An 18,127-nucleotide genomic window follows, 5' to 3' on the forward strand; every position below is an offset into this window, starting at 1 on the left:
GTGGACGGTTATGGGCACGGCCAAAGGGGCCGCGGACCTTTGATGCGGGCAGCACAGGGATAAAGCGGGCCTGTCGGGGGCTGGCCGGGAGTGAGCAGGAACGGTAGCGCCGGTTGGCGATCGGGGTGCACCCTGCTGGGCAGTCCGTCCGGGAGCGGCCCAGCTCGGCAGCCTTCAGCCGAGCCTTGCACCGCCCCGCCGTCGAGCATCGACCCTCGGGCGGTACAGGGGCCGCCCGACTACGCGAAGCTCACGGTCAGGACAGGCGCTGGTCGCATCTGGGCACCTGCTTCTTGATGTCACGGCCGGTGTACACCCAAGCGTCGGTGATGACCAGCCACTCGTTGGCAGCGCCCGGACCGTTGTATTTGAGTGCGCCAAGCGCGCCGTAGGCCTCGGTCGTCCCGTACGGACCCTTGATCGGCTTGCCGGGTACCCAGCACATGAACGACACGTTGTAGTCGTACTCGATCCAGCCCTCCGGCTTCTTGTAGTTGAACTCGAACCGGGCCGAGTCTGAGGAGTAGATCTGGTTGACCTTCACCTTGAACACGGCCAGCCCTGCTTGGTTGATCACGCGGCCTTCGGCGTCCAGCGCACTGGCTGAGGCCGACGAGGCCGCAGCCCGGGTAGTCCCGATGAGGTTCAGCGCCGATGTGGCCTGAGCCGGGGACACCGCAGCGAGCGGGGTGACGATCGCAGCCGCCAGTGTGAGAGAGACGGCTGTTGAGTGAGTGCGCATGAACTGCTCCTGGTGAAGGTGTGCTGCGACGACAGCGAGTCTGCGGAGCGAGCGCGACTCGTGTCCATGTTCGGCGGGCTTCGTGAAGATCGAAGTTCGTTATCCCAGGTAGACCGGATGTTCATCGATGTTGCCGAACAATGGCAAGCGAAGATGATCACCAGTGAGCCAGGGGGAATGGTGGCGCGCAACCCCAATCCGTTGGAGGGCGAGGGACCCGTCGTCGAGTTCGCCGACCGGCTGCGGCGCTTACGCACACAGGCGGAGTTGACGCAGCGCACGCTGGCCGCCAAGTGCCACTACGCGCCCAGTACGATCTCCACGGCCGAGGGCGGCAAGAAGGTTCCCTCGTGGGAGGTCGTACAGACCATGGTCAAAGCCTGCGGCGTCGCCGACCTCACCGAGTGGCGGCATGCGTGGGAGGCCACCCAGGAGGCGGCCGAGGTTGCTCCAGGGAGCGCGGATGCTCCACAGGAGGCCTTACGCCGGAGGTGGCTGGCGACATGGGGAGTGCCGGCGATCGCGGCAGTCGCGTCATCCGCTTTGACATGGGCGGTGGCGCTGCAGGTGCTGCCGCCCCGTACGGTGACCGTCCCCAGCGCAGTGGCCACTCCCGCCGCGAGCTACCCGCTGGGCCGAGACCCGGTGCCGACGCAGGCCTGCGGCGGTGCCAGCTTGGGCTACGACTGCCATGGCAAATCGCCACGCATGTGGGGCTGCTGGGATCCCGCCAACGCCGTCATCGGCAGCCTCAAAGAGATCACCACCAAGTACGGCACGGCCTACCTGGAGAACTGGTACTCCAAGACGTGCGGCACGAACTGGGCCAGGTTGAAGATGCCCGACTCCTGGTCGGCCAGGCTCGAGGTCCTCTCCAGGGAAGCCAAGCTCTGCCATCCGGCCGACTGCGCCGGCTACAACACCACCATGCCGCCCCTGTACACCGACATGATCTTCGGCATGAACACCCCGGTCACTGCCCGAGCCTTCATCAAACTGCCCTCAGGCGAGGAGAAGGAGGTAACCACCGACACCACGGCGGGATGACGGCCCGGGGCACGCACGATCCCGCAGAATGAGCCTGCGGGCGGCGTCACCGATGAACCCGAAGATCACGCGCGGGGACGGTCACGCGGCGGGTTCACCACGAAGATTCATCTGGCGTGCGAGCAGCGCCAGAACGTGATGTCGCTGCTACTGACGGCAGGCCAGCGCGGCGACTCGCCACAGTTCCGCAACGTCCTGGAGAAGATCAACGTCCCGCGCCTGGGCGCCGGCCGTCTACGGACCCGCCCCGACCGGGTCCGGGCCGACAAGACCTACAGTTCCCGCGCTAACCGCGCCTACCTGCGCAGACGCCGTATCGCAGCGACGATCCCCGTACCCGCCGACCAGATCGGCCACCGCAAGCGTCGCGGCCGAACCGGTGGACGTCCACCCAGCTTCAGCTGCGAGGACTACCGAAACCGGCACGCCGTCGAATGCGGCATCAACCGCCTCAAACGCCACCGCGCCGCCGGTACGACAAACTCGCCCTCCGCTACGAGGCCAGCCTCCACATCGCCATCATCAACGGCTGGCTCCTTGACCTCACATTGAGACAGAGCTAGAGCGGGACGCCCGCGGACGTGGTCAGGTGGCCGGGCAGCTCGCCCTCATGGGTACCGGTGTTCTCGGTGCCGGTCGGCTCGAAGAGCAGGATCGACGCGCCCGGGACGGCGCTCGGCTTGTGCTCGGTCCCGCGAGGCACGACGAACACCGACCCTGTCTCCAGGACGACGGTCCGCTCGCGGCCGTCCTCGCGCAGCGCGATCTCCAGCCGGCCATCGAGGACGAGGAAGAATTCGTCGGTGTCCGGGTGCGAGTGCCAGACGTACTCGCCCGCGACCTTCGCGACGCGCACGTCGTAGTCGTTGACGTGCCCCACGATGCGGGGGCTCCAAAAGGCATCGAAGGTGCTCAGGGCCTGCGCGAGGGCGATCGGTGTGTTCATGCCCACCATCCTGCGAGGTACCGGGACGGCCCAGTGAGTGCTAGGAATAGCGTATGTCGCAAGAATCCTCGCACCGGGTCGTGGTCATCGTCGACGCGGGCTCCAACCCGTTCGAGCTGGGCGTCGCCACCGAGCTGTTCGGGCTGCGCCGTCCCGAACTGGGACGCGACTGGTACGACTTCCGGCTGTGCGCGCCGGGCGGGCAGGCCGCGATGCACCGCGGCCTGTTCACGCTGTCGGGCGTCGCCGACCTGGACGCCGCCGCCGAGGCCGACACGCTGATCGTGCCCAACCGGCCAGATCCATACGAGCCGCCACACCCCGGCGTCCTGGCGGCTGTCCGGGCCGCGCACGAGCGCGGCGCGCGGCTGGTGAGCTTCTGCACCGGAACGTTCGTGCTGGCCGAGGCAGGCCTGCTCGACGGCCGTCCCGCCGCCACCCACTGGCGCTGGGCGGATGCCTTCACCGCCCGCTACCCGCGGGTGGACCTGCGGCCGGACGTCCTGTTCGTGGACGACGGCGACGTCCTCACCGCCGCGGGCAGCGCCGCCGCCCTCGACCTCGGCCTGCACCTCATCCGCACCGACCACGGCGCCGAGATCGCGTCCGCCGTCGGCCGCCGCCTGGTCTTCGCCACCCACCGCGACGGCGGGCAGCGCCAGTTCGTCGAGCACCCCGTGCCCCCGACCCCGGACGCCTCGCTCGCCCCGATCCTGGAGTTCGCGCGCGAACACCTGTCGTCCCGCCTGACGGTGCCGTCGCTGGCGGCGCGCGCGGGCGTCAGCTCCGCCACCCTGCACCGGCGCTTCCTCTCCCAGCTTGGCGTCACCCCGCTGGCGTGGCTGACGTCCGAGCGCGTCACCCACGCCCGCCGCCTCCTGGAGACCACCGACCGCCCCATCGACGCGGTCGCACGTCTGTCCGGCCTGGGCACGGCGACCAACCTCCGTACCCACCTCCACACCGCGACGGGCCTGACTCCCACCGCCTACCGCACCCGCTTCACCCAGAAGCCCACCCCGGCAGGCGCGCTGTTGATCCGCGGCTAGCCGCCGTCACGCCACCGCCTCACGGGCCGAAACCACGATCGGGCGGCCATCATGGGCAGCGGCGACGCTGGTGCTCGCGCGACCCGAAGCCGGACGCGGCCAGCCCGACGAAGCAGTCGGGCCGGCGTACGGGGTCCTTGATACCGTCCCATCCGCAGGGCTGCGCGATACCTCCCGCCGTCGCCTGGCCGCACTCGATCGGATCTCAATGCCATCGACAGCACGCCTGTACGTGAGCTCCACGACCGCATCATTGCCCTACCCGCTCTCGCACCCGCCACAAGCTCCAGCGACGAACCGAACGGCACATAGGGTTCCCGACCCAGATCGAGACGCCCATGTACTCTCGGCGGAGCTGACCTGGCACGGGCTGCCGGCCGCCGACGTGTCGTCCTGCCTTACTCCCCTTCGAGGCACTGCCGATAGGTCTCCACCCAGGACCTTCCGGTAGGTCGACACACCAGCACCTCTCGGCCCGCCGAGCCCAGGACCTCCCGGCGGCCCAGCGGCGTTTTCAGCGTGATGGGGACGGCATGATCGATACCGGTTCCAATGCCGACTTCATCTGTTTTCTGACAGGTCGGGCGAAGGGTCACCTTCACCGTGATGGCGGCGGCCGATTCGACCACCTCGCCCCGCTCGACCGGGGTGCAGGCGCTGTTTCCCCAGCTGGAGCCAGTGGCGTGCAGAGTGAGGGAGAGCTGGCCGGGCGACCCCTCGACGACGCGGACCGGCTCGTCGAAGGGCTCACCCGGATCCTGCGCACAGGCGGCGGTGAGCAAAACCAGGACCAGGACCCACCACCGGGCGATGCCCGACAGCGCCTGGCCCGCGAGGTCCCTGCCGGCTGCGGTGGCCGGGACGACGACCTGGCCGCCGTCCGGGTCGAAGTACGGTGGGGCCAGCAGATTTGCGTTGGCCTGGGCCCGATCTCCCGCGCCGCTCAGCGCACGGGTGTTAATGCTGGAGACGGGCAAGGTGTCCGTCTTCCATGCGACGGGGGCGGTAGACACCTCAACGCCGTCTGGCCCGGCGGGGTTCACCACGGCGGGCCGGGGAGCGGGCTCGGCCGTCACCGTGATTGCGGAAGAAGCGTCCTTGGGCAGCGCCGAGTGGCCGCAGGCTGGGTTTACGCGTGACATTCGGGACCAGGTTCAGCGACGGTTGGCACCGCTGGGCGATCCCCGAGCAGTTTGATCACCAATAGGTTCTGGTGCCACTCCGGGCTTGCTCGGTCTGTGGCGGCGGCGAGTCGCCGACGCCAGTACGGCCAGCAGCCCGGCCAGGCCTCTCGTGGGGATGTCGTCATGCGATCCGTCTTGGCCTCTGACGAATGTGACGGTCGCCCGCCTCATAGATAGATGACCGGTATATATTGATCACATGAGGCAGATGCAGGAGCCCACCTTTCTGATCCTGACCGCACTCGCTGCCGGTCCACAGCACGGGTACGGCGTCATCACCGACGTGGAACGCATCTCCGGCGGGCAGGTCCGCCTCCGCGCCGGCACTCTGTACGCCGCTTTTGACCGCCTTCAGGAGGAGGGCCTCATCTCCGGGGACCGGGAGGAGATCGTGGACGGCAGGGTGCGGCGCTACTACAGGTTGACCGGCGATGGCGCGACCAGGCTGGCGGCAGAGGCCGAGCGGATGCGTCGGCATGCGCGCGCGGCCACCGTACGCCTGCGCGTCGCCGGCTCGGGAGGCGCGGTATGAATCCGCTCGAAGCCCGCTATCGGCGCCTCCTGGCCTGCTATCCGCGCGACCATCGGGCGCGGCACGAGGAGGAAATGATCGGTGTTTTGCTGGCGGGGGCGCGTCCCGGCCGGACCCGCCCGCGCCCGGCGGAGGCGGCCGATTTGGTGTGGGGCGCGCTGCGCGTGCACGGCCGGCGGGCCTTCGGGCCGCGCTCCGCGCCCGCCTGGCGGGACGGACTGGTCCTCGCCGTCGCGCTGTGGCCATTCCTGATGCTGGCCAGTGCTTTGGCGACCGAGGTGGTGTTAGCCGCCGAGTCCCTGTACAACCGCGGCGTCGCCGTCGTGCTGCAACGGCCGACCTGGATTCCGTTCGTGCCGGAGACGGTCGTCGTTGCGGCCCTTCCCATGCTGGCCGTCTTCCTCGCCCGCCGGTGGATCGCAGTGCTGGGCGCGGTCGCCTTCGCGTTCTATCTGTATCAGGCCGGTCACCCGTACCTGCTGGAGCTGGACGCGCTGATGTACCTGAACCCCGGCCCTGTCCTGCTGGCCGAGCTGTCCGCGGTCGTCATCGCCTTCATCCCCGCGGCGCACCGTGCGATCTCGCTCATCCCTCGGCGCGCCTTCCTGCTATGGGGGCCGCTCGCGCTGATCGGACTGGCCGCCGGCAAGGCCATCGTGCGCTGGCTCAATGTGATGGTCCACCACGACATCGTGACCTGGAAGCCCGCGCCGTGGCTCGTCGTGGTGGCGCTGGCGGCCGGATACGCATGCCGGTCGGTCGTGGGGCGGCGGGCGGCGCTGCTGCTGTTCCTGACGGCGGCGGCCCTAGGCGACCTCGGGTACCTGCCGTCGATGTCCACGTTCACGGCTCTTGCTCAGCTCGGGTGCGCGGCCCTGGCCTTCACCGCCGCGGCTGCCTTGACCCGGCGGCGGAGCGGCCAGAGACGGACCCCGGCTTCTTAACCCAGCTCGCCGTCGACCCTGCGCAGGCGGTGCAGGGCGCCCTTCAGCGGGTCGGGGGGCGCGTCCTGGACACGAGTCCCTTTTCGGCACCCCGCCGTAGCGGAGTGCTGGTTTTCGCACGACACCGCGCATCATGGGAGCCGGCGGCGCAGTTGGTCCGCGCCGCCTCCACCACCACCACGTTGCGCAGGACCCGCGGCGCCTGCCGGGGGTAAGGCTTGCGGACGGTCATCGAGTAGTGCACGGTCGCGCTCTGCCCGGCCGCCAGGTCGCCCGACCAGACGAGCTCGGGCAGGGCTGCCGACACCGCGCCCCTGGACGCTGTGGCGTCACCGTTGTAGCGGGCTCCGGCGAGCGCCTTGCTGAGGTCGTCGGTCGCCTCCACCCCCTTGGCCGCGGCGCCGCCGATGTTGCTCACGCGGAAGGTGTAGGCGATGCGCCCGCCGGGCCGCACGCTTCGCGGCTGGGCCGTCTTGGCCACCACGAGCTCGGGCCTGGGCCGCGCGCGGTTGGTCACCGCGCACACGATGTCGGAGCCGACCTTCACCGCGACCGTCCGCCGGCTTCGCGAGCCGCCGGTCGCGACGGCGACGCCGTTGTCCTCGCACGTCCAGGCCGCGATGTAGTCCGCCAGGTCGGTGCCGGGTCCAGGCACTTCCGCGAAGGAGAACTCCGAGGAGGGGACGCCGGTCAGCACCCGGGTGACACCGGTGTCGGCCGCATCTGCCGTCCCGGTGTCCGCCGAGGCGACGACGTGTCCGCCGCTGTCGGTCACCCGCAGGCCGAAGGAGTCGTCCCCGTTCCGGGAGCCGATCTTCTTGGTCATCCGGACGTTGGCCACGAGCACGCCGAAGGCGATCCCCTGCCGGGTGCGCGCGTTGCGCGTGGTGATCGAGATGGACACCTGCTTGGGGGCGAGCGCGTAGACGAGCAGGTCGCCCACCTTCGGCGCCACCACCCCCTTGCAGGTCACAGATGAGGTTCCCAGGCCGGACAGCTCCGCCCCGCAGGGCGGGTCGTATCCCGGCGGCGCCACCTGATCCAGTTCTTTCAGCGCCTGGTCGGAGGAGAAGACCAGCGCCTCGTCGCGGTTGGTCGTCTCCGCGTCGGCCATCACGAAGCCGTATCCGTCGATCGCGTCGCCCGCATCTGCGGTGACCGTGATGTCCTCCAGGACGACGGTGCCCTGGTCGCCGCCTGCCGCGCCGATCTCCTGGTACAACGCGGGCTTTCCCGGGGTGTTCAGGTAGACGCTGTTGCCGATGGGAGTCCCGCTGTAGGTGGGGAACCGGACGGGTGTCATGGTGCGGACACCACCCGCGCCCGGGACGACACGGATCACGAAGGAGATCTGGTAGAGCGGGCTCAGGCGGATCGTGATCGGCTGACCCGCCGGTGTGGCGGCCAGCGCCTGGTCGAACTGCGCCATATCGAGCCAGCAGATGGTCGCGGCGTTCTGGCCGCCCTGGCCGAAGCCACAACCGGTCGGCTCGGCGGCGACAGAAGGCGCGCCGGGCAGGGACAAGACGAGCACACCGACCGCCACCAGCCACTTCCTGATTCTCAACACGTCGCCATGGTCAGCGGAGACCGGGCGGGGAGCGCGTCCTGACGGGTAAAGGACGTTCCAGGAGATGACCATGATTCGCGCTCGGCTGCGCCGCGACGAGCGCCAGCCGCCTGCCCTGTCGTCGGCACCGGCCGCGCCGTACTCGGCAGCCCACCCGACTGCCCCAACCGGTACCTGATCTACCTCGCCCGCCGCCACGGCGTCCCGGTCGCCGAGACCCTCGCGGCCACCGTCACGGGCGGCTGTCGCGATCGCGAAGCAGCGCGCGTAACGCTGGCTCTCGCGTGCTTCCGTAACTGCTCGGCGGGTACGGCAAGCCGTAGAACCGGGAAGCGCGCGAGGAGCTTGCTGAGGCGCAGCATTTCATCCACCGCGCCGGGGATCAGCTCGGGCCGCTGGAGGAGGAGCTGCCACTGCTCGGGGTTGGTCAGCAGGCAGACGGCGCCGAGTTCGATGGCGACGACCGTGGTCTCGTGTCCGGCGAACAACATCGCCATGGAGAGCATGGCGATCTCGTCGTCGGGAATCCGGTCGATCATCTGGCTGATGAAGTCCTCACCGGGCTCCTTGCGCTTGCGCCGGACGAGGTCCTGGCCGTAGCCGTACAGAGCCAACAGGCCCTGCTCCGACAGCTCGCGGTTGGTCACGTCGGCGGTCTGCTGGCTCCAGGTGCGAAACTGTGGCCGGTCTTCGTACGGCACGCCGAGCAGTTCGCAGATCACCAGGATCGGCAGGCGACTCAACCGGTCAACAGCATCGAGTGGAGGAGCTTGGAAAACTGGCGGACAGCCAGACCTGACGCCCAGGGAGGTGCGGTGTCCGTTCTCGGCCTCATAAGTGCCTGTTTTCTCAAGTAGGTAGGTTCTGGCGACCGATGACAGCGCGTGAGAATCGTGCTGTGGGTCGGCGAGCCGAGGTTCGTGCATGTGGGGGCCGTGGAGCCGGACGCCGAAGCCTGGCCCCGCAGTCGCTGTGCGACTCGCTGGGCCAGCGCGCCGCCGCCCTGGCCGCCCGCAGGCCCACCCTGACATCCGGTCCACCCCGACAGGCGGGCTCACGCTGACGAGCGGCCTAGTCTGACAGGCGGCGTCGCAGGGCCTCGATGCACTCGACGTTTTTGCGGGTCTGCTCCACCTCCTCCCCGCTGATCGAGCCGGTCTCCCGGTTGAACGGCTGGTTCAGCTGCCACTCGTCCAGCCGGAGCTGGTCGGAGAAGTAGTCGTGGCACACGGCCAGCAAGGAATCGCCGGTGACCCTGGCCGACAACCTGCCACCGCCTTCCTCGGCGGGTTTGCGCGGCACGCCGTACACGGTGCTCCGCCCCTCGGCCAGGTCGCTGAGCCGGTAGCAGTGAATCAGCTCGCCGTGCCTGCCTTGAGGGGGCGGCGAGGTCGCGCCGAGGCCGAACCGGTTGTCACCGTACAGCCGCAGCAGCGGGACCAGGTCAGGATCGAAGGCGAAGATCCGCTGTTCGGCCCGCGCCAGCATGGGCAGCGCCTGGAGCGCCGGGCCGCCCCGCCCCGGCGGCCTGAGCAGCTCCCATGGCAGGTTGGTGGTGTCGCCTGGCAGCACCTCGTCCGGCCCCGCCGCGTCGATCACGAAGAGCTCCTCGGGAAAGTCCAGCCCGTAGCCTTCGGTCAGCACCTCGCGCGGACCCAGCCCGGCGGCGTACAGCGCGTGCGCCAGCCGGGCCATCGACGGGTAGTCGCCGCGCGAGGCCGACTCCCGCAGCGCGGCGAGCGAGGGTGAGGGGGCGGGCGCGGGCCGGGCCGAGGGCGGGAACAGCGCCTCGATCCCGGCCAGCGCCGCGCGGCGTTCTGCCAGCTGATCCGGTCTGGGCGGGCCGCTGCTCTCCAGCCTCGCGACCCCGCTCGCGTGGTAATCGTACAGCACCGCGAGCAGGGAAGGGCCGCATCGCCGCTCCGGCTGCGTGAGGTCGTAGGCGTTGATGCCGAAGACGGCGGGCAGCTCGCTGAGGCGGTAGCACAGGGTGAGGCCGCCGTACTCGGTGTGGTAGTCGTTCAGCGCCATCAGCGGGACCAGGTCCCGGTCGTGCGCAAGGATCTGCCGCACGATGTAGTTGTCGTCGAAGTCGGCCGCGTCGCCGGAGGCCGGAGGCAGCGGACCACCTCGGTCAGGCGGCAGGGCCAGCCGCCACGCGTGGTGGACGAAGTCACGCGGGAACTGGCGGGGCAGCGGCATGTGCTCGGACAGGGCGAAGAACTCCTCGGGGAAAGCCTTTCCGTAGCATTCGGCCAGCACCTCGCGCGGGCCGTGCCCGGTGAGGTAGAGGCCGCGCGCCAGCCGTACCAGGGAGAGGTAGTTGCCGCGGCGGGCCTTCTGGCGCAGCTGCGTGAGCTGGGCGGGCGTCGGCGGCGGCTGCAGGTGCCACACCTCGTCCTCGGTCGGCGGCGGGGTGTGGGTGACCGAGGCGCCTGTGCAGGACACACCGCGGGTACGGCAGGCGTCGTGGGCTCCGGCGTCCAGGAGCCGGTCGATCAGGTCGTCGCGGCTGCGCGTGGGATGGAGCTCCTCGACCGCGGCGTGCAGGGGCGTGAAACCCGCGGCGTCGCGGACGTTGACGTCGAGCCCGGCGGCGAGCAGGCGGGGCAGCACCACCTCGTGGTCGACGTGGGCCAGCAGGTGCAGCAGCGTCTGGCCGCCCGGGCCCCTCACCGACGGGTCGTCGCCCGCGTCCAGCAGTGCCAGCACGCCGGGGGTGTCGCCGTAGAAAGCCCGCTGTAAAAGCTCCCCGGTGCGCGGCGCGGGCGGACCGTCGCCCGCCGACGGCTCGCGGGCGGGGAACAGCGCCTGGGCGACCAGCGGGTGCAGGTGGCCGGGGTCCAGGTAGCCGAAGCGCAGCAGGTCGAAGTCGACGGGGCGGCGGTATTCGGCGAGCGTCAGGATCCGGCTGTCGTCGAGCGGGCGGCGACGGCGGCGTGCGATGACCTTCCTGCCCTTCTCGAAGCTCAGCTCCAGGTCCATGAGGGGCTGCGTCTCGTCGTTGCCGTCGACCCAGACCGTCCGGCCGCGCTTGGCACCGCCGCTCGTCGGAGGCTCGGGAACGCCGTGCTCCAGGACGTGGCGGGCGTCGGCGACCAGCCGCTCGATCGCCAGCTGCGGCCACCTCCGCTGCTTGGTGGTCGTGAGAGTGACGCCGGCCGCCAGCAGCGCCTCCTCCGCCCTGCCGTGATCCCACAGCATGGTCAGCCACTCCACCCAGGCGACGGGATCCTCCGGGTACGGCTCCGCCGGCAGCTCCCGCGGCTCCAGCGGGCGGCCGTCGGGGTGGAAGAACGGGATCCGGTCCGTGCCTCCGCAGCGTTCCCGCAGCTCGGCGGTGTGGCGGGCGTCCCAGTAGGAGCGGTGCAGGTGGTAGATCCACGTGCCGCGGTCGGGCAGCGGGTCCTGGTCGCCGCGTCTGGTGCGGACCGTCAGCGCCAGCCGTACCGGATGGTGGTCCACGTTGTTCACGACCAGCAGCGCGCCCTCGTAGCGGCGCAGCACCCCCGTCCAGCTCCAGATCGCACCTGGCGGGTGCATCACCCGGGGCAGGTGCCAGCGCAGCAGGTCGGGGGCCAGGTGCAGGACGTCGTCGACGATCTGGTCGGTGGTCTCCCTGCCGCAGGTCCGCTCCACCTGGGCGAAGTCGACGTCCAGGTCGATGCCCGCCGCGGCGCAGGCGCCTGCCGCGTCGGCGTCCAGCCGCCGCTCGGTAGCTGCCTCGATCATCCAGGCAGGTACGGCGTAGCGGCGTACATCCCGGTACATCCCCAAGACGGCACGACGGTCCTCGGGCAGGTCGCCGGGCGGTAACGGCACCAGACTCATGGGCACCTCAGGAAATCTACTCATTTTCCGCGTTATTCGTACGGTCGCCACCAGGCGTCAGGTCCTGCCGGCCGTGAGGTCGTCCAGGGCTCCGCGCAGTGTGGTGGCGAAGCCCGGGGCCTCGAAGATGAAGCCCAGATGGTTGCCGGGGAACTCGAGGATCGGGCAGCCCAGGCGTTCGGCCTGGATGCGGGCGGTGCGGGCGTAGTAGGCGCCGGCGCTCTGGCGTCCTGCGGCGGTGACCATGGGGACCTTGTTGCGGCGGATGGTGTCGAGATCGGGACTGAACGTGGCGAGCGGGAGGTATTCGCGGGCCATGAAGAACTCGGCGTTGGTCGTCAGCTCACCCGCGGCCACACGGGCCTGCTGGGGGTCGGCGCCGTCGAAGCCGACGAGCTCGGAGGCGAACATCCTGGACGCGGCCCCGGCCCCTTCGCCGGTGAACGTGGCGTACACGCGATCGGCGAAGGCCAGCCAGGCGTCGGCGTCGGGCAGGAGCGGCGAGGTAGGGCCCTCGTGGGCGACGAGCGCGACGATGACGTCCGGGTGGTCGGCGGCGAGCTGGAGAGCGATGTTGGCGCCGCCGCTGCTGCCGAAGACGCGGGCCTTCCCACCGCCCATGGCCCCGATCACGGCGGCCGCGTCGCGTGCCTGCTGCGCCATGTCCAGGTCGGCGGTGGTGTCGCCGGTGCTGCGGGAGTTACCTCGGCGGTCGTAGCGTACGACGGTGTAGTGGCCGGAGAGGAAGCCGGAGATGCGCGCGTAGTGCTCGGCCGCCCCGCCGCCACCGGAGATCATAAGCAGCAGCGGGCCGTTGCCCTCGTAGTCGTAGACGATGTCCGCGCCTTCGGTGCGGACGCTCTGGGTCATGGTCATCTGGTCGTCTCCTTGGTGGCGGTTGCCGGTTTCCGGGTACGGCGCCGGCCGGGCCGGCGGCCCGGTATGGCGCGTGCGATGAAGATGGCGGCGAGGATCACCGGACACTCGGACCGGCTGGCGGTGGGGCGGGTCTGGCGTGCTAGCGCGCCGCGTCGGCCGGCGGGGCCGGGAGCCCGGCGGCGACCTGCCGGAGCGCCTGCCGCAGCAGCGGGATCAGTGGGACGGGCGGATCCGCGCGCAGCCACTGGTCGGTGGCGACGTGTACGGCGGTCGCCACCGACCCTGCGACCAGGCGCGCGAACATGTCGCGGTCGGCGTCGGTGCCGGTCCGCTCGGCGACCGCCGCGGCGAACTCACCGTCGGCCGCCAGCGTGGCCTTGAGAGCCTCGGCCTGCAGCGCGGGCTCGGCGGCGATCAACCGGATGCCGTCGAGCAGTTCCGGGTCCGGGCTCTCGCTGGCCCGCCCGGACCCGGTCAGCGGCGAAAGCACCGCGTGGTTGATCGCCTCCCACAGCGGCTCGCCGGCCGGGCGCGCGCGCAGCGCCTCGGCGGCCTGGCGGCTCCGGTCGACGTGGCGTGCCACCAGGGCTTCGTACTTGGTGGCGAAGTAGTTGTTGAACGTCCGCGTCGTCACCTGCACCTCGGCGGCGATGTCCTCGACGCGCACGTTGTCCAGCCCGCGTTCCAGCGCCAGCCGCAGGGCCGCGAGGGTCAGCGCCTCGCGGGTCGCTCGCTTCTTCTGCTCCCGGAGCCCAGGGCTCCGGGAGCCTGCCGGGGGGCGTTCGGTGGTCACGTCACCACACTAGCAAAACTTTCTGATCGAGAAAGATTTCTCAATCAGAAAGTTTTGCTGGCTCGCCGTATGGGCCTGAGAGAGCGGGAACGTCCGGACCTTGCTCGGCCGTCGCGCTTGATCTGGCGGTTGACGGCCCGATCTGGTTGCTGCCACTCTCCCCGCATGGGCTCGGGGGGACGCGTTCGCTACCAGACCTCCTTTACGGACTCGGCCCGCTGGGATGGGTTCGTGTTCCGTCCCGGCGACATCGTGATCAGCGCCCCGGCGAAGTGCGGCACGACCTGGCTGCAGATGATCTGCGCCCTGGAGATCTTCAAGAGCGCGACATTCGACCGGCCGCTCGACCAGATCTCGCCGTGGCTGGACGTCCTGCTGCGCCCGCTCAGCGGAGTGCTGGCCGACCTCGAGGCACAGGAGCACCGCCGGTTCATCAAGACCCATACGCCCCTCGACGGATTGCCCTTCGACGAGCGGGTCACCTACCTCTGCGTAAGCCGGGATCCCCGGGATGTGGCCGTGTCCTTGGACAGCCATGCCGGCAACACCGACCGGGCCGTGTCCCTCGCATTGCGGAAGGATGTCGTGGGCGCCGTGGTCCTTGACGAGTTGCTGGCCACCGCGCCGTCCCTGCCGAGCGGGACCGCGCGCGAGCGCTTCTGGTCCTGGGTCGATCCGGCCGCGCCTGGGAAGGCCGTGTCCGACCTGGAGATCGTGCTTCACCATCTGGACACGTTCTGGCAGGTCCGCGACCGGCCGAACATCGTGCTGCTGCGATACGAGGACCTCCTTGACGACCTCGAAGGGCAGATGCGCTACCTAGCGGCCCGGCTCGGGATCGCCATCACCGAGACAGCCTGGCCGGACCTGGTCCAGGCCGCGACGTTCGCGGCCATGAAGGGCCGGGCCGGCGAGCTCGCGCCAGAAGCCAGCCACGACGGCTTCTATCACGACCCCAGCCAGTTCTTCCACAGCGGATCGACAGGCCAGTGGCGGCAGGTCCTCAGCGAGGAGGAGCTTCCCCGGTACGCCGCCCGAGTCGCCGAATGCGCGCCCGCGGACCTTGCCGCCTGGATCCATCGGCCCGCGCTACCGGCGGCAGGCAACCTCTAGTGTTGTGGGGTTGCCAGGGCTGCCCCACCCACCGGACGACGACGTTGCGGCCGCAGGACCAGGCTGCCTCGATGTCGAACAGTGAGCCGCTCAGACCATGCGGCGGAGCAAGGTCTGGACCTGGTCAGCGCTGAGGAGCAGTGGAACCGTCCACGTCACCGCGGTCACCCGCCCGTGCCTGGCCATCAGCGATCGATACTTCGCGCCATCGGAGAAGCAGTAGTCGTGCATCTCCGAGCCGGGCCCCTTGGCCCAGTTCCATCGGGTGCAGATCTTCAACACCTCGCTGTGATCATCCTTGTTCACCAGCCGGGTCACCATCTTGACCTCGGTGCCGCTCGCGCCGAGGTTTCCCCTGACCCTGACGTCAGCTCCGCAACCGGTCACGTCGCAGCCCGCGTTCACCGTGGTCTTGGGCAGGGCCAGGTTGGCCGCACGCGCCTCGGACAGCGAGGCGCCCGCCTCGGTCAGCGTCCGCGCGTGCGTCTGGGTCTCGGTGACCGGGAGCGTCAGCGGCCCCACTCCGACCGCGACCAGCCGGTACGGCGAGGCCGCACTGACGTAATAGGTCATCTCAGGATCGAACCGCTGAGCCGGCTTCACCACGGACCTGATGACCGGTTTCCCTTCCCACGTCGAGGTCGTCCAGGCCCCGCGGAACAACTCGTCGGCGAGCAGGCGGGGCGTGAAGGCGGTGTACCTCACGGTCTCGGGCAGGTCGCGGGGAGGTTGCGACACCGCCACCCAGCGCCCCGCGAAGTCCTTGACGAGCGAGGCGAAGGCGGGATCCTCCAGCGAGCCCTCTCCTCTGACGATCAGGAAGCGGCGGGACTCGTAGAAGCTCTTACCGGCCTTGAACAACAGTCCCGACGGGATTCCTTCGACGTTGGCCGGAAGCTCAAGGAACTGTACCCAGCCGTCGGACTGCTGGTAACGCCCCACGCGGAACCGGCTCGCGGTCACCGTCATCTCGACGCCGGGGCCGGTCAGCACCAGCGCCGGAACCTCAGCCAGCCACCTGGCCGCCGCCCGCATGATCTCTGTCCTGGTGAGCTGCCACGGCCTGACCATCAGCATGGCGGCGACCAGGCCGACGACCAGGACGGCGCACGCCACCACCCACGGCCAGTGCCGTCTCCGGACGCGGAGGGGAGCCACTTCAGGGGCGGCAGAGACGAGGGGCGGCTGCCACGTGGCCCGCAGCAGCCGTGTCACGTCCTCCACGGGCGAGGACACGTCGGCCTCGTGCCGCCCGCACCACAACTTGGCCACCTCGTCCAAAAGTCCCGGCGCGCTCGGCCGGTCCTGCGGCTGCTTGTCCAGGCACCGGGAGACGAGGTCCCGCAGGTCGTCAGGGAGCCCGGAGAGATCGGGCACGTCGGCGAGCAGGCGCATCGCCAGCACCTCCGGCCTCCCCCGGCCGAAGACCGGCTCACCGAGCGCGGCATAGGCCACGACCAGGCCCCAGCCGTGCACGTCCGCGGCACTGCTCGCCTCCTCGCCCCGGTATTCCTCGGGACTGACCCAACCCGGTGAGCCGATGACGTGCCCGGTCCTGGTGATCGCGGTCTGTTCGAGTATCCGGGCGATGCCGAAGTCGATCACTTTCGGCCCGGTCGGAGACAGGATGACGTTGGTCGGTTTGAGATCCCGATGGATCACCCCTGCGGCATGCATCGCGCTCAGCGATTCGGCCAAGCCGGCGGCCAGGCCGTACAGACTCTCATCACGCAACGGGCCCTCGGCCAGGACCTGCGCCTCCAAGGTGGGGCCCGGCACGAACTCGGTCGCCAGCCACGGCGTCTCCGCTTCCGGGTCGGCGTCCAGGACCCGGGCGGTGCAGAGCCCGCCGACGCGGCGCAGGACGTCCACCTCGCGGGCGAAACGCACGCGGAACTCAGGGTCGTGCAGGAGACTCGGGTGGATCAGCTTGACGGCGGCCCACGTGCCCGCGTGGTCCACGGCTCGGTGGACCACGCCCATGCCGCCAGCGCCGAGCTTGTCGAGCAGACGAAATCTGCCGACGACTAACCCAGGGATCATGTCGCGATTATTCATGATAATGACCTCTGTGACACGATCATTGATCGCCACCACCCTGGTTCTCCTCATCCTGACCGGCTGTGCGGCCACCGATTCCGGCACGCACACTCCGGTGTCAAACGCGGGGTTTCAGGTGGCGCAACCGCCGAAGGTGTGCGCGTTGCTCTCGGCGAAGACCCTGAAGAAGGTTCTCGGTGCGGCGCCCGAGGCGGACCACGGCATGATCGATTGTCGTTGGGGGGCGGAGTCCGGCTCCGGCGGGTTACGGGTCAGGAAGCTCTACCTGGCGGTGTCCACGCAGTGGCTTGGGCCCGACCAGGTCCAAGGGGCCGTCACCACGCTGGCCGAGCGGAGAGCAAAGGCGGCGCGAGCCGCGCAGGACGGCAAGGGTGGGCAGCCCGAGTCGGTGACCGGCCTGGGCGAGGAAGGTTACGGCACCTACCAAGTGGTGCCCGGGGACTCGGGGAACGGCACGACCGGCCAGGCGGACCTGATCGTCCGGCTGGCGAACGCGCTGATCGAGGTGAATATGGGCGGATTCGACTGCGACTGCGGGGCAGACTCGGCGGTGAGAGCCGACAACACCGTCCCACTCACCGCGCAGACCGCGCGGGAGGCAGCCCACACCGTGATCGAGGAGGCTATCGCCAGCCTGAAAGCGCCGGGTCCCCTCCCATCGCCCACCGCCGAGCCTGTCCTGAAGAAACTTCCGGCGCTCTGCGGAAAGATCGACCGCGCAACGGTCGCGGCCTTCACAGGGCCAGGGACTGTCAAGCAGTTCCTGGACGATCACGGTGACGACAAGCGGGTAATGGAATGCAACTGGACGGCTGCGGAGAAGGGGACAGGAGATCGCAGCATCGAGGTCGACATCAGCCTCTATCTGGAAGATCCAGCCAGGGCGCGCGAAGACTCCACCTTCACACTCAAGGAGTCCAGGTCCGACGACGGTTTCCTCGCCAGCCAGTCGGCCAAGCTCGGCAAGTTCCACGCGCTCAAAGAGCTGGGCGAAGAGGGCTTCTCCCGCTACACGATCGGCGCGCTGAACAGGGCACGACGCATCGTCGCCTTCCGCTATCGGAACGTGGTCGTGAACGTCGATGTCGGAGGGACCATCAATGACGAGATCGTCCCAGACCCAGTTCCCGAGCCCGCGACCAGGCCCGTCGCGGAGGCGATCGCCCGTGAACTGGCCAAGGCGCTCAAGGCGATCGGCTAGCGATCTTTGGTCTTGGCTTTCTGGACTGCCGCGAACCACAACCTCCGCATGGTCATCTCCCAGCTCTCGGTAGGCGGGTGATCGCTTCCTCGAAGCGCCGCACCTGCCGCAGCGCGTTGCCGAGGTTGTTCAGCGCCATACCCTCGCGTGTCGGTTTCCTGAACCCCTCTGCACTGATCGATCTGGCGAGCTCTCGGGGAGGCCTGACATTCGTGCTTATTGACTCATCACCTCG

The 18,127-nt window shown here is 69.6% G+C and carries 16 protein-coding genes; 7 read left to right on the top strand and 9 right to left on the bottom strand.

Annotated elements, in window-relative coordinates; all coding sequences use genetic code 11:
• Positions 1-256: 256 nt before the first annotated feature.
• Positions 257-742 (bottom strand): hypothetical protein, encoded by a 486-nt coding sequence (locus ACIBG8_RS09785; RefSeq protein WP_397342230.1) that lies wholly within the window; start codon positions 740-742, stop codon positions 257-259.
• 153 nt (positions 743-895) lie between these two features.
• Between ACIBG8_RS09785 and ACIBG8_RS09790 the strand changes: the two genes are divergently transcribed.
• Both ACIBG8_RS09790 and ACIBG8_RS09795 read left to right on the top strand, forming a co-directional pair.
• Positions 896-1,789 (top strand): helix-turn-helix domain-containing protein, encoded by an 894-nt coding sequence (locus tag ACIBG8_RS09790; protein ID WP_397342231.1) that lies wholly within the window; start codon positions 896-898, stop codon positions 1,787-1,789.
• Positions 1,790-1,807: 18 nt separating this feature from the next.
• On the top strand, positions 1,808-2,341 hold the full coding sequence (locus tag ACIBG8_RS09795; protein ID WP_397343917.1) for a transposase: 534 nt from the start codon (positions 1,808-1,810) through the stop codon (positions 2,339-2,341).
• A 7-nt stretch (positions 2,342-2,348) separates the two neighbouring features.
• On the opposite strand, the gene ACIBG8_RS09800 is transcribed toward ACIBG8_RS09795, so the two are convergent.
• The gene (locus ACIBG8_RS09800) at positions 2,349-2,735 is read right to left on the bottom strand and encodes a cupin domain-containing protein (RefSeq protein ID WP_397342232.1); all 387 of its coding nucleotides are present in this window, start codon (positions 2,733-2,735) and stop codon (positions 2,349-2,351) included.
• Positions 2,736-2,788: 53 nt separating this feature from the next.
• Between ACIBG8_RS09800 and ACIBG8_RS09805 the strand changes: the two genes are divergently transcribed.
• Positions 2,789-3,784, top strand: a complete 996-nt coding sequence (locus ACIBG8_RS09805; RefSeq protein ID WP_397342233.1) for a GlxA family transcriptional regulator — start codon at positions 2,789-2,791, stop codon at positions 3,782-3,784.
• 398 nt (positions 3,785-4,182) lie between these two features.
• Here ACIBG8_RS09805 and ACIBG8_RS09810 read toward each other — a convergent pair whose 3' ends face one another.
• Positions 4,183-4,926 (bottom strand): hypothetical protein, encoded by a 744-nt coding sequence (locus ACIBG8_RS09810; protein WP_397342234.1) that lies wholly within the window; start codon positions 4,924-4,926, stop codon positions 4,183-4,185.
• Between the two features lie 241 nt (positions 4,927-5,167).
• Between ACIBG8_RS09810 and ACIBG8_RS09815 the strand changes: the two genes are divergently transcribed.
• Both ACIBG8_RS09815 and ACIBG8_RS09820 read left to right on the top strand, forming a co-directional pair.
• Entirely contained in the window at positions 5,168-5,500 is a 333-nt protein-coding gene (locus ACIBG8_RS09815; RefSeq protein ID WP_397342235.1) for a PadR family transcriptional regulator, read from the top strand.
• Positions 5,497-6,444 carry a hypothetical protein gene (locus ACIBG8_RS09820; protein ID WP_397342236.1) on the top strand — a complete coding sequence of 316 codons (948 nt, stop codon included), beginning with the start codon at positions 5,497-5,499 and terminating at the stop codon, positions 6,442-6,444. Before ACIBG8_RS09815 ends, ACIBG8_RS09820 begins: the two co-directional genes overlap by 4 nt.
• 43 nt (positions 6,445-6,487) lie before the next feature.
• On the opposite strand, the gene ACIBG8_RS09825 is transcribed toward ACIBG8_RS09820, so the two are convergent.
• From ACIBG8_RS09825 to ACIBG8_RS09845, 5 genes are all read right to left on the bottom strand, one after another.
• Positions 6,488-8,014, bottom strand: a complete 1,527-nt coding sequence (locus ACIBG8_RS09825; RefSeq protein WP_397342237.1) for a CshA/CshB family fibrillar adhesin-related protein — start codon at positions 8,012-8,014, stop codon at positions 6,488-6,490.
• A 179-nt stretch (positions 8,015-8,193) separates the two neighbouring features.
• Entirely contained in the window at positions 8,194-8,757 is a 564-nt protein-coding gene (locus ACIBG8_RS09830; RefSeq protein ID WP_397342238.1) for a hypothetical protein, read from the bottom strand.
• A 328-nt stretch (positions 8,758-9,085) separates the two neighbouring features.
• A complete protein-coding gene (locus ACIBG8_RS09835; protein ID WP_397342239.1) occupies positions 9,086-11,845 on the bottom strand; it encodes an ankyrin repeat domain-containing protein in 2,760 nt (919 codons plus the stop codon).
• 57 nt (positions 11,846-11,902) lie between these two features.
• A complete protein-coding gene (locus ACIBG8_RS09840) occupies positions 11,903-12,829 on the bottom strand; it encodes an alpha/beta fold hydrolase (RefSeq protein WP_397342240.1) in 927 nt (308 codons plus the stop codon).
• A gap of 34 nt (positions 12,830-12,863) precedes the next feature.
• A complete protein-coding gene (locus ACIBG8_RS09845) occupies positions 12,864-13,517 on the bottom strand; it encodes a TetR family transcriptional regulator (RefSeq protein WP_397342241.1) in 654 nt (217 codons plus the stop codon).
• 231 nt (positions 13,518-13,748) lie between these two features.
• On the opposite strand from ACIBG8_RS09845, the gene ACIBG8_RS09850 reads away from it, so the two are divergent.
• Positions 13,749-14,630, top strand: coding sequence for a sulfotransferase domain-containing protein (locus tag ACIBG8_RS09850; RefSeq protein ID WP_397342242.1), 882 nt, complete (start codon positions 13,749-13,751; stop codon positions 14,628-14,630).
• A 90-nt stretch (positions 14,631-14,720) separates the two neighbouring features.
• On the opposite strand, the gene ACIBG8_RS09855 is transcribed toward ACIBG8_RS09850, so the two are convergent.
• Positions 14,721-16,673 carry a serine/threonine protein kinase gene (locus tag ACIBG8_RS09855; protein WP_397342243.1) on the bottom strand — a complete coding sequence of 651 codons (1,953 nt, stop codon included), beginning with the start codon at positions 16,671-16,673 and terminating at the stop codon, positions 14,721-14,723.
• Between ACIBG8_RS09855 and ACIBG8_RS09860 the strand changes: the two genes are divergently transcribed.
• Positions 16,672-17,892, top strand: a complete 1,221-nt coding sequence (locus tag ACIBG8_RS09860) for a hypothetical protein (RefSeq protein ID WP_397342244.1) — start codon at positions 16,672-16,674, stop codon at positions 17,890-17,892. The two genes, ACIBG8_RS09855 and ACIBG8_RS09860, sit on opposite strands and share 2 nt — an antisense overlap.
• Positions 17,893-18,127: the final 235 nt, after the last annotated feature.

It is taken from the genome of Nonomuraea sp. NPDC050556 (genome assembly GCF_044457355.1).
In the GTDB taxonomy this organism is placed as follows: domain Bacteria; phylum Actinomycetota; class Actinomycetes; order Streptosporangiales; family Streptosporangiaceae; genus Nonomuraea.

Bases quoted from the DNA above. Each gene is read 5' to 3' on its own strand.
- ACIBG8_RS09785 (WP_397342230.1), bottom strand. From the start codon at position 742: ATGCGCACTCACTCAACAGCCGTCTCTCTCACACTGGCGGCTGCGATC.
- ACIBG8_RS09790 (WP_397342231.1), top strand. From the start codon at position 896: ATGATCACCAGTGAGCCAGGGGGAATGGTGGCGCGCAACCCCAATCCG.
- ACIBG8_RS09800 (WP_397342232.1), bottom strand. From the start codon at position 2,735: ATGAACACACCGATCGCCCTCGCGCAGGCCCTGAGCACCTTCGATGCC.
- ACIBG8_RS09805 (WP_397342233.1), top strand. From the start codon at position 2,789: ATGTCGCAAGAATCCTCGCACCGGGTCGTGGTCATCGTCGACGCGGGC.
- ACIBG8_RS09810 (WP_397342234.1), bottom strand. From the start codon at position 4,926: ATGTCACGCGTAAACCCAGCCTGCGGCCACTCGGCGCTGCCCAAGGAC.
- ACIBG8_RS09815 (WP_397342235.1), top strand. From the start codon at position 5,168: ATGAGGCAGATGCAGGAGCCCACCTTTCTGATCCTGACCGCACTCGCT.
- ACIBG8_RS09820 (WP_397342236.1), top strand. From the start codon at position 5,497: ATGAATCCGCTCGAAGCCCGCTATCGGCGCCTCCTGGCCTGCTATCCG.
- ACIBG8_RS09835 (WP_397342239.1), bottom strand. From the start codon at position 11,845: ATGAGTCTGGTGCCGTTACCGCCCGGCGACCTGCCCGAGGACCGTCGT.
- ACIBG8_RS09860 (WP_397342244.1), top strand. From the start codon at position 16,672: ATGTCGCGATTATTCATGATAATGACCTCTGTGACACGATCATTGATC.
- ACIBG8_RS09855 (WP_397342243.1), bottom strand. From the start codon at position 16,673: ATGATCCCTGGGTTAGTCGTCGGCAGATTTCGTCTGCTCGACAAGCTC.